Annotated in this window: 14 protein-coding genes; 9 read left to right on the top strand and 5 right to left on the bottom strand. The window is 66.7% G+C overall.

Translation table 11 applies throughout. The features are described 5' to 3' along the window. Window positions 1-115, top strand: a 115-nt coding sequence (locus FJ311_06505) for an IS5/IS1182 family transposase (GenBank protein ID MBM3951088.1), incomplete at its 5' end; no start/stop codon positions are given. Window positions 116-160: 45 nt separating this feature from the next. Continuing rightward, window positions 161-1288, top strand: coding sequence for an MFS transporter (locus FJ311_06500; protein MBM3951087.1), 1128 nt, complete (start codon window positions 161-163; stop codon window positions 1286-1288). On the opposite strand, the gene FJ311_06495 is transcribed toward FJ311_06500, so the two are convergent. The 4 genes from FJ311_06495 to FJ311_06480 are packed head-to-tail and all read right to left on the bottom strand — an operon-like array spanning window position 1285 to window position 5268. Next, a complete protein-coding gene (locus FJ311_06495) occupies window positions 1285-1485 on the bottom strand; it encodes a heavy-metal-associated domain-containing protein (GenBank protein MBM3951086.1) in 201 nt (66 codons plus the stop codon). The genes FJ311_06500 and FJ311_06495 overlap by 4 nt on opposite strands. 27 nt (window positions 1486-1512) lie before the next feature. Further along, window positions 1513-2601, bottom strand: a complete 1089-nt coding sequence (locus tag FJ311_06490) for a divergent polysaccharide deacetylase family protein (protein MBM3951085.1) — start codon at window positions 2599-2601, stop codon at window positions 1513-1515. Beyond that, complete coding sequence (gene cueR, locus FJ311_06485; protein MBM3951084.1) at window positions 2598-3020, bottom strand: Cu(I)-responsive transcriptional regulator; 423 nt, start codon at window positions 3018-3020, stop codon at window positions 2598-2600. The genes FJ311_06490 and cueR overlap by 4 nt, the downstream gene beginning before the upstream one ends. Before the next feature lie 13 nt (window positions 3021-3033). Continuing rightward, window positions 3034-5268: a copper-translocating P-type ATPase gene (locus FJ311_06480; protein ID MBM3951083.1), complete on the bottom strand. Its 2235-nt coding sequence runs from the start codon at window positions 5266-5268 to the stop codon at window positions 3034-3036. Between the two features lie 159 nt (window positions 5269-5427). On the opposite strand from FJ311_06480, the gene FJ311_06475 reads away from it, so the two are divergent. The 7 genes from FJ311_06475 (at window position 5428) to lexA (ending at window position 12463) form a co-directional block, all read left to right on the top strand. Further along, window positions 5428-7347, top strand: coding sequence for a potassium transporter Kup (locus FJ311_06475; GenBank protein ID MBM3951082.1), 1920 nt, complete (start codon window positions 5428-5430; stop codon window positions 7345-7347). 89 nt (window positions 7348-7436) lie between these two features. Continuing rightward, window positions 7437-8021, top strand: a complete 585-nt coding sequence (locus FJ311_06470; protein ID MBM3951081.1) for an aminodeoxychorismate/anthranilate synthase component II — start codon at window positions 7437-7439, stop codon at window positions 8019-8021. Then, window positions 8018-9064, top strand: a complete 1047-nt coding sequence (trpD, locus tag FJ311_06465; protein MBM3951080.1) for an anthranilate phosphoribosyltransferase — start codon at window positions 8018-8020, stop codon at window positions 9062-9064. Before FJ311_06470 ends, trpD begins: the two co-directional genes overlap by 4 nt. An 8-nt stretch (window positions 9065-9072) precedes the next feature. Further along, complete coding sequence (trpC, locus tag FJ311_06460; protein MBM3951079.1) at window positions 9073-9894, top strand: indole-3-glycerol phosphate synthase TrpC; 822 nt, start codon at window positions 9073-9075, stop codon at window positions 9892-9894. Window positions 9895-9898: 4 nt separating this feature from the next. Then, the gene (gene moaC / locus FJ311_06455) at window positions 9899-10378 is read left to right on the top strand and encodes a cyclic pyranopterin monophosphate synthase MoaC (GenBank protein MBM3951078.1); all 480 of its coding nucleotides are present in this window, start codon (window positions 9899-9901) and stop codon (window positions 10376-10378) included. Between the two features lies 1 nt (window position 10379). Beyond that, window positions 10380-11582 carry a molybdopterin molybdotransferase MoeA gene (locus tag FJ311_06450; GenBank protein MBM3951077.1) on the top strand — a complete coding sequence of 401 codons (1203 nt, stop codon included), beginning with the start codon at window positions 10380-10382 and terminating at the stop codon, window positions 11580-11582. Between the two features lie 182 nt (window positions 11583-11764). Continuing rightward, a complete protein-coding gene (gene lexA / locus FJ311_06445) occupies window positions 11765-12463 on the top strand; it encodes a transcriptional repressor LexA (GenBank protein MBM3951076.1) in 699 nt (232 codons plus the stop codon). 348 nt (window positions 12464-12811) lie between these two features. Here the strand turns inward: lexA and FJ311_06440 are convergent, their stop codons facing one another. Next, a complete protein-coding gene (locus FJ311_06440; protein MBM3951075.1) occupies window positions 12812-15019 on the bottom strand; it encodes a ComEC family competence protein in 2208 nt (735 codons plus the stop codon). Window positions 15020-15034: the final 15 nt, after the last annotated feature.

Genomic DNA, 15034 nt, shown 5'->3' with positions numbered 1-15034 from the left:
CATGTTCTGTCGTCTCAAGGACTTCCGGCGGATCGCCACCCGTTACGACAAACGCGCCGACGTCTTCCTCTCCGGCGTGTTCTTGGCCGCCGCCGTAGTATGGTGGGCCAATTGAGTCCGGACCCTAGGGCTCACCCAGATCATCGGCTGGGGCACCACCATGTATGCCCCGGCGATCCTGGCGACGCCGATCGTCGCCGATACCGGCTGGGGGCGGACCGAAGTGTTCGCCGCATTTTCCGCGAGTCTGGTGATCGGCGCTCTGGTCGCCCGCCCGGCCGGGAAGCTGATCGACCGGACGGGCGGCCGCGCCGCATTGGCCACCGGTTCGGGTCTGGCCGCGCTTGGGCTCGGGGGCGCGGCGCTGGCGCCGACGCTGCCGCTCTATTTTTTGGCGTGGGCGGTACTCGGCTTCGCCATGCGCTTCATGCTCTACGAGGCCGCGTTCGCGACGCTCGCCTCGGCCGGCGGCGCGGACGCGCGACGCGCGATTTCGGTGCTGACGCTCTACGGCGGCCTCGCCACCACGGTGTTTTGGCCATTGGGGGCTGAACTGCTCGCCGCCTTCGGCTGGCGCGCGACCTTCGGGATCTACGCCGCGCTCAATTTGTTCGTCTGCCTGCCGCTGCACGCGCTCTTTCTGCCAAAGTCGGCTCCGACGGTCGCGATGTCCGAAAAGACCGCCGCTGCGGCCGATAGCGGAGCCGGTCTGCTGGTCGGGCGTGAGCGTACGGTCGCGGTGATCGGGCTGACGCTCGCCTTCGTGCTGCTGATGTACGTCAATTCGGCGCTATCGGCCCACGCCGTCGATATCTTGATCGCGTTCGGGCTCTCCCACGACGCGGCGGTCATGGCCGCGTCCTTGAAAGGTATCGGTCAGGTGACGGGCCGGGTATGGGAAATCGTTTTCGGCGGCGCGCTGCATCCGCTGACGCTGACCATGATCGCTATCGGGCTCACGCCGCTGGCCCTGGTCGCGGTGTTGCTGCCGTTCGGGCTTGTCGCCGGTTTCGCGTTCGCGTTCGGCCAGGGCGCTTCCAACGGCCTCGTCACCATCGCGCGCGGGGTGGCGCCGCTGGTGCTGTTCGGCGCGGCCGGCTACGGCGCGCTGATCGGCGCCATGACCGTGCCGGTGCTGATGGCGATCGCGCTCGCGCCCGCGCTCTATGCCGTAATCGTCGAAGCGTGGGGGCACGAAGCCGCCATGCTCTCCAACATCGTCGCTGCGACGGTGGGGTTCGCGATCGTCGTCTGGTTGGCGCGCCGGGTACGGCGGCGAACCGGCTAGGCCTTGCCGACGTAGGTGAACCCGGCCCCCTGCACCGCGACACGCACGGCGTCGACGGCGACGACGTCATCGACCGTCACCGTCTTGGCGGCGAGGTCGACCGCGACTTTGGCTTTTGGCGCGGCGGCCTGAATCGCCTTGGTCACGGCGTTGGCGCAACCCTGGCAGGTCATGCCGTCGATTCGGTAAGTGGACATGGGCGTTTCTCCTTTGCTGTGTTCGGTTCAACGTTGGACCGTACGCGCGCCTTCTGGGGCGCGGGCAACCGCGCTCGCGGGTACGAGAACCAAGCCCTTGGCGTCGAGGGTCGGCAGCCACGCGGCGAGCGCGTCCAAGGTCCGGTCCTTGGGATGTCCGATGGCAATGGCTTGGCCGTGGCGGCGCGCGAGGGTTTCCAGTTCCTTGAGCCGGGCCTCCGCCTCGCCCGCGCGGTCCTCGGCATCGAGGAAAACATTGCGCTCCTCGAACGGCACGCGATGGCGCTGGGCCAAGTCGGCGGCGACAGTCTTGCCCGAGGTGCGGGAATCCAGGAACAGCAACCCCCGCCGTCCCACTTCCTCCATCACCACATTCATGCCGTCGATGTCGCGGGTGAAGCGGCTGCCCATGTGGTTGTTGATGCCGACGTAGCCTTCGAAACGGCCGAAGCCCCAGATCAGGCTCTTGCGGATTTCCTCGGCGCTCTGGCCGACGAGCAGGACATTGGGGCCGGGATCGACGGACTTGTCGTTGGGCTCCATCGCCACGTGCAGCATCAGCTCGTGGCCGTTGGCGCGGGCGGCACGGGTCTGTTCGGGGAGATCCTGGGCATAGGTGAGAAAAGAGAGCGTGAGCGGCCCGGGCAGGAGCGCGGCGCGGGCCGAGCGCGCGCGGTCTATACCCAAGTCGTCGATGACCACGACCACGCGCGGCTTGCCGTGGGCCTCGGGTGCCGGTTGGGCGTAACGTCGCCACGGCGGCAGTGACGGATCGTCGGGCACGGCCGGGAGCGCGCGCGCCGCCGGTCGTGATGTCGGCACATAGGTGCGCCGCACCTCGCGCGCAAGCGCTTCTTCGTAGGCGTGTCCCTTTTCGCGCACGCCGTCGTCGTCGGGCAGGATCGGCTTGTCCGGCGCCGTCACCAGCATCGAGGGCGGCCGCTGGGTCAGATACCAAGGCACCGGCCGCGCGCCCGCGTCGGCGCGCACCGGTTCGGGCTCGGGGCGCGCTTGTTGCCACAGCCACGCCGCGCCGGCCACGATCGCGAGCGCGGCGGCGGCCAACGCCCACCGCGTTAGGCGGCGCGAACCGGATTTGCGCCGCAATGTGTTCATGTCTTCTCCGGTGCGGACGCGATGTCGGCGAGGATCGGGCAATCGGGCCGGTGGTCGCCGTGGCAGCGCGCGGCGAGCGCCAGGATCGTTTCGCGCATGGTCTTCAGCTTCGCGATCCGTTCGTCGAGCGCCTGCGCGTGTTCAAGGGCGAGCGCCTTCACGTCGGCGCTGGCCCGGTTCTTGTCCCGCCAGAGCGCGAGCAGCTTGGCGACCTCGTCGAGCGAAAAACCGAGATCGCGGGCGCGGCGGACGAAGCGCAAAGTCTCGATCTCCTTTTCGCCGTAGCGGCGGTAACCGTTGTCGGCGCGCGGCGCCGGCGGCAGGATGCCGATGCTCTCATAATAACGAATGGTCTTGGCGGGCACGCCGGTCGCTTGGGCGCACGCGCCGATATCGAGAGGCGTTGCGAGCGTATCCATCGTCTGTCCTTTCCTAGCGTTGCGGGCGCCAGCGGCGCAGCAACAGCGAACTGACGACCACCGAAACGCTGCTCATGGCCATCGCCGCTCCGGCGATCACCGGTGTCAGCAGCCCGAGCGCGGCGGCCGGGATGGCGACGATGTTGTAAATAAATGCCCAGAACAAGTTCCAGCGGATTCGCGACGAGGTCGCGCGCGAGATGTCGATCGCGTCCGCCACCAGCCGGGGATCGCCGCGCATCAGGGTCACGCCGGCGGCGTGCATGGCGACATCGGTGCCCGAACCCATGGCGATGCCGACATCGGCGGCGGCAAGCGCGGGCGCGTCATTGACACCGTCGCCGACCATGGCCACCGCGTTCCCCCCGGCGCGAATCTTCGCCACTTCGTTCGCCTTGTCGCCGGGCAAGACCTCCGCGCGCAACGATTCAATTCCGATCCGTCCGGCGACGGCGCGTGCGGTACGCGCATTGTCGCCGGTCAGCATGACAGGCTCGATTCCCTTCGCCTTGAGCCGGATAACGGCCTCGGCGGCGGTTTCGCGCGGCGCGTCGCCAATGCCGATCAGACCGAGCGCGCGCGACGAGTGGGTATCGGCGATCCAGATGGCGGTGCGGCCCTCGGTCTCGATCGTTTGGGCCGCCGGCTCGAGCGCGTCGATGGCGACGCCCAGTTCGTTCATCAGCCGGCGGCTGCCGATGGCAATGGCGCGCCCGGCGACAGTGGCGCGCAGGCCCCGGCCGGGAAGAGCGACAAAATCCTTGGGCTCGGCCAGCGCCAGTCTCGCCTCGACTGCTTTCGCCACTACGGCGCGGCCGAGGGGGTGTTCGCTGCCGCGCTGGGCCGAAGCGGCCAAGTGCAGCAGCGCGTCCGGGTCTTCGCCGCCGGCGGGAACGATTTCGAAAACCTTAGGCTTGCCTTCGGTCAGGGTTCCGGTCTTGTCGAAGACGACCGTGCCGATTGCCTTTGCCCGTTCCAACGCTTCGGCGTCCTTGATCAAAATGCCACGACGCGCGGCGAGCCCGGTTCCGACCATGATCGCGGTCGGCGTCGCCAAGCCGAGCGCGCACGGGCACGCGATTACCAGCACGGCGACGGCATTCAAAATCGCCGCTTCGATTCCGGCTCCGGCCATCAGCCAACCAACCGTCGTAACGGCCGCGATGACGACGACTATGGGCACAAAGATCGCCGCGACCCGATCGACGAACCGCTGGATCGGCGCCTTGCTTGCCTGCGCGTTCTGAATCAGGGCGATAATACGCGCGATGGTCGATTGCACGCCGACCTTGGTCGCGCGCACCCGCAGCAATCCGCTGCCGTTGATCGACCCGCCGGTAACTTTGTCGTCCGGGTTTTTGGCGACAGGCAGACTTTCGCCGGTTATCAGGGATTCGTCGATTTCGCTGACGCCCTCGATCACCACGCCATCGACCGGCAAGCGTTCGCCCGGGCGGACGACGACAACCTCGCCGCTCGCGACCGACGCGGCGGGCACCTCAACCTCGATTCCATCCCGAACAACCCTCGCCGTTTCCGGTCGAAGCTTCATCAGGGCGCGCACCGCCGCGGTGGTCGAATGCATGGCGCGGGTTTCAAGGAACTTGCCGAGCAGGATCAGGGTGATGACCACCGTCGCGGCCTCGAAATAAAGTTCCTCGGGTCCTGCCGGTTCGGGCCGGAACATCAGCCAGACGCTGAGGCCGTAGGCGGCGAGCGTCCCCAGCACCACCAGCAAGTCCATGTTGCCGGTTCCGGCGCGCAGCGACCGCCACGCGGGACCATAAAAACGCGCTCCGGCGCCGAACTGGACGACGCTGGCGAGGCCAAGCTGCACCCAAGCGGGAAACAAAAACAGGTGCGTGTCGGTGACGGCGCCGATCATGTGCGCGACGAACGGAACGGTAAGGATCGCGGCGAGCATGAAGGTCCACCCTTCCCGCCGCACCCGTTCGCGCACTTTCGATTCGTCGTCGGCGACATCGATCTGCGCGGGTGCGACGGTGGCGCCGTAGCCTGCCTTGACAACCGCTTGCAGCAGGTCGGCGACGGCGGCGTCGTTTTGGACCGCGACGCGGGCCTCATTGGTCGCCAGATTGACCTCGGCGCGGCGGACGCCGGGAACGGCGCCCAACGCCTTCTCGACCCGGGCGACGCAGGAGGCACAAGTCATCCCTTCGATCGCGAGCGTATAAAGACTCGCCTCGGCGGGTTCAAAGAGGTCCTTTTGGGTCACGGCGTCGGGCATGGCGGTAAACCTTACAGTTAACTGTAACGTTGATATGGCCCCTCCGGGGTACCCCGGTCAAGGGGTGAAAAATGCGATTCCGCCTGATTTTTGCTTTCCCCGGCTTGCCCTGCGGGGGGTATCAACCCACCGGCACGTCCCCCGCCCTGTACGCACCGCATGTCCGCACCCGCGCCCGCCGCTTCCGGCGACGGCTTGGCCGCACCCGCCAGGATCGCGTCTTCCGGCGTCGGCGCGCTCATGTTCACGGCGCTCGGCGTCGTGTTCGGCGATATCGGAACCAGCCCGCTCTACGCCATCAAGGAAACGTTCGCCGGCGCGCACCCTTTGCCTATCGATCGCATGCACGTGCTGGGGGTGCTCTCGCTCGTCTTCTGGTCCGTCACCTGCGTCGTCTCGATCAAGTACGCGATCGTCCTGATGCGCGCCGACAACCGCGGCGAAGGCGGCAGCGTGGCACTGCTCGCGCTGGTGACCCAGGCGGCGGCGGCGCGTCCGATCCTGACGCGCGTCGTCGGCACCCTCGGCATTTTCGCGGCGGCGTTGTTTTACGGCGACGCCATGCTGACACCGGCGATTTCGGTGCTAAGCGCAGTCGAAGGTCTCAACGTCATGGGCCCGTGGTTCGAGCCGGTTGTCCTGCCGTTGACCGCGATCATTCTGTTCCTGTTGTTCCTGATCCAGCGCCAAGGCACCGCCAAGGTCGGCGCGCTTTTCGGTTCCGTGGTTTTGGTTTGGTTCGTGGTGCTGGCGATCCTCGGGGTCAAGAACATCGCGGCCTATCCCAAGGTACTGTCGGCTTTGTCGCCGCACTATGCGGTTTTGTTTTTGTGGAACGACGGGTTGACTGGATTTCTGGCGCTCGGCTCGGTGGTGCTCGCCGTAACCGGCGCCGAAGCGCTTTATGCCAATATGGGGCATTTCGGGCGCCTGCCGATCCGGCTCGCCTGGTATCTGGTCGTGCTGCCCGGCTTGCTGCTTAATTATTTTGGCCAGGGGGCACTGTTGCTCGTCCGTCCCGGCGCCATCGAAAACCCGTTCTTCCGGATGTCGCCCGAATGGGCGCTGGCACCGATGATCGTGTTGGCGACACTGGCGACCGTGATCGCCTCGCAGGCGACGATCTCGGGTGCGTTTTCCGTCACCCAGCAGGCGATCCAACTCGGCTACATCCCGCGCATGAAGATCCCGCACACCTCGGCCCGCGAGATCGGCCAAGTCTACATCCCCTTCGTCAATTGGCTGCTGATGATTTGCGTGCTGGCGCTCGTATTCGGATTCCGGAGCTCGAGCAATTTGGCGGCAGCCTATGGCGTCGCGGTCACCAGCACCATGATGATCGAAACGCTGCTGATCGGTGCGGTCATGCTGGCGTTGTGGCGATGGAGCTGGCGCAAGATCGCGCTTGCCCTCGCCGTGTTTCTGCTGCTCGACGTCGCGTTTTTTGGCGCGACCGTCACCAAGGTCACTCACGGCGGCTGGTTCCCGCTCGCGATCGGATTCGTGATGTTCCTCGTCCTCACCACCTGGAAGCGAGGTCGCGGCTTGCTGCTGGCGCGGCGTACTCAGGCGGCTCTGTCGATCGACGAATTCAAGAAAAGCCTTTCGGGCGTGGCGCGTGTGCCAGGCACGGCGATCTTTCTCACCCGGGCGGCGGAAGGCGTGCCAACCGCGCTATTGCACAACCTCAAGCACAACAAGGTCCTGCACGAGCGGGTGGTGCTGCTGACGGTGGCGATCGAGGAAGTGCCCTCTGTGTCCGCCGAGCGGCGCGTGACCCACAAGGATTTCGGCGACAACATCAGCCAGGTCGTTCTCCATTTCGGGTTCATGGACACGCCCGATATTCCGAAGACGTTGGCCAACGCCTCCCTCGCCCAACTCGGTTTTTTCTACGACGTGTTCCAGATCACCTATTTCGTCAGCCGGGAAACCGTAATTCCGGTCGATACCCCGGACATGGTTATCTGGCGCAAGCATCTTTACGCCTGGATGACGCGCAACGCGTCCGGCGCGGCGGAATTCTTCCAACTGCCCCGCAATCGGGTGGTCGAGCTCGGCGCCCAGGTCGAGGTCTAAGAAGTCGTTTTCGGCCGGTAGCGCGAACTTTCATTATCGGGAGGGGGGCGGTATGATCCGCCCCCGGCTTTTTTATTCTGGCTCGATCCATGCTGCTGCTCATCGATAATTACGACAGTTTCACCTACAACCTGCGCCATTACCTGGGCGAACTCGGCGCCGAGGTTCTGGTCAAGCGCAACGACGCGCTCACGCCCGACGAGGCCCTGGCGCTGGCGCCCGAAGGAATCGTGATTTCCCCCGGGCCGTGCGATCCGGACAAGGCGGGCATCTGCCTCGATCTCATCCGCGGGAACGCCGGGCGGATTCCGCTGCTCGGCGTCTGTCTCGGCCACCAGGCCATCGGCCAGGCCTACGGCGGGCGCGTGGTGCGGGCGCCCAAGCCGATGCACGGCAAGGTCAGCGAAATCCGCCACAACGGGCGCGGCCTGTTCGCCGGCATTCCGTCGCCCTTGCACGCGACGCGTTACCATTCGCTCACGGTCGCGCGCGAGGGATTGCCCGACATTCTCGAAATCACCGCCGAAAGCGACGACGGCGTGATCCAGGGCCTTTCCCATCGCACCCAGTCGGTGCATGGCGTCCAGTTCCATCCCGAAAGTATCCATTCGGAACACGGGCACGCGATCCTGCGCAATTTCCTGGCAATCGCCCGCGCGCGGAAAGCGGCATGAGCGAGCATCCCCCTTCCCCCCGTTCGTTGAAGCCGCTGCTCGCCAAGGTGGCGGACGGCAAGGCGCTGAGCGAAGCGGAAGCGGCGGCGGCGTTCGACATCATCATGTCGGGCGAAGCGACGGCGGCGCAGATCGGCGGGTTCCTGATGGGCTTGCGCGTGCGCGGCGAAACGGTCGAGGAAATCGCGGGCGCGGTCACGGTCATGCGCGAAAAGATGACGCGCATCACGGCGCCGCCCGGAGCCATCGACGTGGTCGGCACCGGCGGCGACGCGCAGGGCACGTATAACATTTCCACGGCGGCGGCGTTGATCGTCGCCGGCGCGGGCGTGCCGGTCGCAAAGCACGGCAACCGCGCCGTATCTTCCAAATCGGGCGCGGCCGACGTGCTCAAGGCCCTCGGCGTCAATCTCGATTGCGATTTCGCCCTGGTCGAGCGCGCCCTCAAGGAAGCCGGCATCGCGTTCCTGATGGCGCCGCGCCATCACGGCGCCATGCGCCACGTCGGCCCGGCGCGCGGCGAGCTGGGCGTGCGCACGATCTTCAACATCCTCGGGCCGCTCTCCAACCCGGCCGGCGTCAAGCGCCAGATGACCGGATGCTTTTCGCGCGCCTGGATCGAGCCGATGGCCGCCGTGCTCGGTCGGCTCGGCTGCGAGCGCGCCTGGGTGGTGCACGGCAGCGACGGCCTCGACGAATTGACCACCACCGGGCCCTCCTTCGTCGCCGAATGGAAAGACGGCCGCGTGCATACTTTCGAGGTGTCGCCCGAGGACGTCGGCCTCGCCCGCGTCAATCCGGCGCTGCTCAAGGGCGGCGACGCGGAAGTCAACGCGCGCGCCATCCGCGAGATATTGGACGGAAAATCAAATCCTTTCCGCGACATCGCCGAATTCAACGCCGGCGCCGCGCTGCTGGTCGCCGGCAAGGCGAAGAACCTAGCCGACGGCGTCAGGCTCGCCGCCCAATCGGTCAACCAGGGCCGCGCCAAGGCGGCGCTCGATGCCCTGGTGCGGATCACCAACTCGGACGCGGCGCAGTGAGCGCCCCGATGGCGAACGACATTCTCGCGAAAATCTGCGCCGACAAACGTCGTCACGTGGCGGCGCGCAAACAGGCCGTGCCCGAAAGCGAACTGCGCGTCCGCGCCCAAGCGGCCGAACCACCGCGCGGCTTTCATAAGGCGCTTGCCGCCGCTCGGGCCGCCGGGCGTTTCGCCCTGATCGCCGAAATCAAGCGCGCCTCGCCTTCGGCCGGGCTGATCCGCGCCGATTTCGACGTTGCTTGCCTGGCCCGCGCCTACGCCGAGGGCGGCGCCGCGTGCCTCTCCGTGCTGACCGACGCGCCCTATTTCCAGGGTGCGGACGAATTCGTGGCCGAGGCGCGGCAGGCGGCGCCGCTGCCGGTGCTGCGCAAGGACTTCATGCTCGATCCCTATCAGATCGTCGAATCCCGCGCGATCGGAGCCGATGCCGTGCTGCTGATCCTGGCGGCGCTGACGGACGCCGAAGCGGCGGCATTGGAAAGCGAGGCGCTTCGCCTCGGCATGGACGTAATGGTCGAAGTCCACGACGACGCCGAACTCGATCGTGCCCTCAAGCTGAAATCGTCCCTGATCGGAGTCAACAACCGCGACCTCAAATCCTTGAAGGTCGATCTGGCGACCGGCGAGCGCCTGATCCCGCGCATTCCCGCCGGCCGTTTTTCCGTCGCCGAAAGCGGGCTCGCGGCCCCGGCCGATCTCGCGCGCATGGCGGCCGCCGGCGCGGGCGGATTCCTGGTCGGGGAATCGCTGATGCGGGCGAAAGACGTCGCCGCCGCGACCCGCGCGTTGCTTGCGCCTCCTGCCGCAAAGCGCGCGGCGAAAGGATAGCCCCATGGCGCGTAGGCTCACCCACATCGACGCCAAGGGCAACGCGGTGATGGTCGACGTCGGCGCCAAGCCCTCCACCGCGCGCGTCGCCACCGCCAAGGGCAGCGTCTACATGCAGGCCGCGACCTTGAAGCGGATCATGCAAGGCGGCGTCAAGAAGGGCGACGTGCTGACCGTCGCCCAACTCGCCGGCATCATGGGCGCCAAGCGCACGCCCGACCTGATCCCGCTTTGCCATCCGCTCGGGCTCACCTCGGTCACGGTCGAATTGACGTGCGATCCGAAACGCACGGCGGTCGATATCGCCGCCACTTGCGCCGTTACCGGGCAAACCGGTGTCGAGATGGAAGCGATCACCGCCGTCGCCGTCGCCGCGCTCACCGTTTACGACATGTGCAAGGCGATCGACCGCGCCATGCGGATTTCCGACATCCGGCTCGTCTACAAGGCGGGCGGCAAGTCGGGCGTGTTCCGGGGAAAATAAGATGATTTCGGTCGACGAAGCGCTGGCCAAGGTGCTGGCCGGAGTCGAGACCGTTCCGGCGGAAACGGTCGGGCTGTCCGCCGCGCTCGGGCGCGTGCTCGCGGCCGACGTTGCCGCCCGCGTCTCCCATCCGCCCAAGGCGGTTTCGTCCATGGACGGCTACGCGGTGCGCGCGGCCGATACGGCAACGGTGCCAACGACATTGCGGGTGGTCGGCGAATCCGCCGCCGGCGCGGGATTCACAGGAACGGTCGAGTCCGGAACAGGCGCGCGCATTTTTACCGGCGCGCCGGTACCCGATGGCGCCGACGCCATTGTTATCCAGGAGGACACCGCGCGCGACGGCGACAAGGTGACCATCCGGGTCTCGGCCAAGCCGGGCGAATGGATCAGGCCCCAGGGCCTCGATTTCCGCGCGGGCGAGGTGTTGCTCAAGGCCGGCACGCGGTTGACCGCACGCGATTTAGGCTTGGCGGCGTCCATGAATGTACCTTGGCTCCAGGTCCGGCGCCGGCCACGTATCGCGCTCCTCGCGACCGGCAACGAGGTGGTGTGGCCGGGCGATCCGCTCGGACCCGACCAGATCGTCAGTTCGAACAGCATCGCGCTCGCCGGGTATGTGCGCGAAATGGGCGGCGAGCCGATCAATCTCGGCATCGCGCCGGACGAACCGAAGGCGCTGCTTTCCATGATCGAAGCCGCGCGCGGCGCCGATCTGTTGGTCACCAGCGGCGGCGCCTCGGTCGGCGATTACGACTTGGTGCGCGAGGCGTTGGGGCGCTCCGGTTTCGATCTCGGCTTCTACAAGGTCGCCATGCGGCCGGGCAAACCGCTGATCTTCGGGCGGCTCTCCGGCATTTCCGTGCTGGGGCTTCCCGGCAACCCGGTCTCGGCCGGGGTATGCGCGGCCGTGTACCTGAAACCGGCGATGGCAAAAATGCTCGGACTTACCCACGGCGCTGGGCCCGAGCCGACCGCGATCCTGGGGCGCGATCTTCCCGCCAACGATCACCGCGAGGACTATCTGCGCTCGGCGCTCGCCTTCAACGGCGCGGGCGAGGAAGTGGCGACGCCGTTCGAGCGCCAGGATTCTTCGATGATGGCCAACTTCGCCCGCGCCGATTGCCTGGTGATTCGTCCCGCCAAGGCGCCCGCGATCCGAAAAGGCGAGCGGGTGCGCATTCTGCGTCTGCGCGGGGATTGAGCGGCGAGCAGCCGGAATTACCGAAAAAAGGCCGTGAAACCCTAATGTGGGTCTGATCCCAATGGGGTCTGACCATTATAATTGTTGACACGTATAGTGAACCAAACTAGAACAATGGCGAACGTACCGCCTTTGTTCCATATCTTGTGCCATCGCCGTCCCGATGGCTCCGGAGGGCAAGCATGTTAACCCGAAAGCAGCACGAGCTGTTGGTGTTCATCGACCGGCGGTTGAAGGAAACGGGCGTTTCGCCGTCCTTCGACGAAATGAAGGAAGCGCTCGATTTGAAATCCAAGTCGGGCATCCATCGCTTGATCACCGGGCTCGAGGAGCGCGGCTTCATCCGCCGCTTGGCCCACCGCGCCCGCGCGCTGGAAGTTCTGCGCCTGCCGGAAAACATGGAAGGAGCGCCCGCGCAAGGCGCCGGGTTCGCGCCCAAGCTGATCAAAGGCGATTTCCGCCTTCCCCCGGCGGCGCAAGCGGCCGCCGCGCGCAACGCCATGCAGATTCCCATGTACGGGCGCATCGCCGCCGGCACGCCGATCGAGGCGCTGCGCGACACCGCGACCGTCGAGGTGCCCGCCGCGCTGCTCGGCGCGGGCGAGCACTACGCCCTCGAGGTTCAGGGCGATTCGATGATCGAAGCCGGGATTTTCGACGGCGATACCGCCGTCATCCGCCGCTGCGACACCGCCGATAACGGCGCCATCGTGGTGGCGCTGATCGAGGGCGACAACGAAGTCACCTTGAAGCGAATCCGCCGCCGCGGCGCCTCGATCGCGCTGGAACCCGCCAACCGTACCTACGAAACCCGCATCTTCGGACCCGACCAGATCAAGGTGCAGGGCCGCCTGGTCGGCTTGCTCCGGAAGTACGACTGAACTAGGCTTTGTCCATGAAACGCGAGCCGTGTAAATCGATATACTTTCTTCGCACCAGCACACGCGTTGACTTCTTCGATTCTTTTGAGGAAGCCGCAAATGCGGGCATGGGCGACGAAACAGCTTTAATTGAGAGATATTCGTCGCACCCTTTGATACCGATTCGAACTTGGCGTTATGATTCCGAAGTTAATAGTTTGGTCGAGTGCGCATAGAAATTTTCTTACGTCTTCCGTTCTGATGGTCCCCCCACCCTGTCCCTCCCCCGCAAGGGGGGAGGGAAATCCAAATTTATCCCCTCCCCCTTGATGGGGGAGGGTTAGGGTGGGGGTGAACTGATATTTCTATTCACTCATTTTCGTCTTCTTCAGTCTCCGGCAGCGGCGCGTCGGTCGCCCGAACACGCCCCGGCCTTTGCACCCACGGCCGGTTCCCGCGCCCATCGTTGACCGCCTCAACCTTGATTCCTTCCGCGCGGATCCAGATCGCGTGCGCGCCCTTGGCGCGGAGATCATTGCGGTCGATCAGCGACGTCCCCGCGCATAGGCGCCGGGCCGGGATTGCGCTCACCACCAGATCGGCCCGGCCGCAATCCTCGATCAGCGCGCCGCGTTCGCGTACCAAGGCTACGGCGCGCCCCCGCGCGCGCACCACGCAGCCCATGGAATCGCATCCCAGGCGATCGGCGCTTTCCGCTTCTCCCGGGCGCGGCCAGGGGGAGGCCTCGCCCTCCTCCACGCCCGCGAGCCGTAGCCACGCTTCGCGGCTCAGGCGATTGCCGCGCGGGGCCGAGAGCGCGAGCCCGCCCGCCTCGGTGCGCACGGCGAGCAGTCGGCCTTCGCCGTCGATCAGGATATCGGGCGGCGTAGTAACAAGCGCGCTCGCGAGGCCGACGGCCGCGACCGGAACTCCGGCCAGCCGCCGTTTCCCGCGCATCAGACACAGCCATAGGCCGCCCAGGGTCGCGAGCACCAGACCCCACGTCGGCATGGTGGGCGCGAGGATGCCGGCGCCGGGCCAGGCGGCGACCGTTTCGGCGATGGCGATCAAGAATTCGGTGCCGAGGCCCATGGGCGCGAGCGCCGCCGCCTCGAGCCCGAACGGCATCAGCGCGAACGCCAATACCGCCCACGGCATGATCCAGAAGCTGGTCAACGGTACCGCGACCATGTTGGCGGCGATGCCGTACACGGCGAAGCGGTTGAAGTGGTAGACGGCGTAAGGCGTGGTGGCGAGGGTGGCAACGAGCGAGGTCACCGCAATGGCGGCGAACATGCCGGCGGCGCCGCGAATCCATCCGCCTCGCTCGGACGGCGCGCCGTTCTCGCCCTTCCATTCGTAGGCGGCGATCAGGGCGGCGACCGCCGCGAACGACATCTGGAATCCGGGGTTGAGCAGGCTTTCCGGTTGCACCAGCAGGATTGCCGCCGCGGCCCAGGCGAGCGTGCGCATGGTCAGCGCGCGCCGGTCGACCAGCACTGCGATCATCACCAGGCCGACCATGATCATGGAGCGCTGGGTCGGTGCCGCCATGCCGGCGAGCGCGGCATACGCCAGCGTGCCGGGGATCGCCGCCGCCGCCGTCCATTTCTTGATCGGAAAATTGAGCGCAATCGGCGGTATCAGCGCGAGCACGGCGCGCAAGCCGACGAACAGGATCGCCGCGACCAATCCGACGTGCAGGCCGGAAATGGAAAGCAAATGGACGAGGCCGGAATCGCGCATCGCCGCGTTGACCGGCGCCGGAATCGCCGAACGATCTCCGGTCATCAGCGCCGCGGCGACCGCCCCGCCCGCGCCCGGGAGGGCAGCCTGAACGCGACCGGTCAAGTCCTGGCGCAGCCGTTCGAGGCCGCGCCAGAAAGCGCCCTCGCCGCTTGCGTTTTCCTCGGCGCGCGCGGTGCGCGTCATGCCGCCGACGGTGAAACCGACTGCGCCGAGCGACCGGAAATAGGCGTGACGCTGAAAATCGTATGCGCCGGGCGCCGCCGGCGCGGGCGGCGGGGCGAGCACGGCCCGCGTCGCGACCCAGTCGCCGGGCACCAGCGGTTCCGGCGGGAGTTTCCTCAAACGGAGACGAATGAACTCCGGCGTGCGTTCCGGCGCCAGTTGGCTGGCGCGGACGCGATCAAGAGTGACGCGCGCCCCCTCTCCCGCCGGCAGGATTTCGACCTGCACGATCCGTCCTTGAACGCTGACCGGACCGATTTTCGATTCCAGGACCGGCGCGGCGACCACGATTGTGCGCACTTGCGCCGCCATAAATCCCGCTGCGATGGCAACCAGCGCGCCCGCCGCGACGCGGCCGAGGCTCGCTGGCGTCGGCCGACGCAATCCGGCGAGAAGTCCGACGCTCAAGGCCAGCGCCAAGACACCGACCCACCACGCGGGTTCGGCCGACAGCACGAAATAGAGTCCGACCCCGGCGCCGAGGCATACCGGCAACCAGAGGGCGAGTCGATCCTGCTCCTCGGCCACCAGCCGCTCCAGACACGCGCGGCTTTCGACAAAAGGGTTAACGCCGGATCGCGAGGGAATAATACGGGTTTCCCCCATGCTGCATGTGCTAAG

It is taken from the genome of Rhodospirillales bacterium, from assembly GCA_016872535.1.
In the GTDB taxonomy this organism is placed as follows: domain Bacteria; phylum Pseudomonadota; class Alphaproteobacteria; order Rhodospirillales; family 2-12-FULL-67-15; genus 2-12-FULL-67-15.
This window is presented reverse-complemented; position numbering and strand designations above follow the sequence as displayed.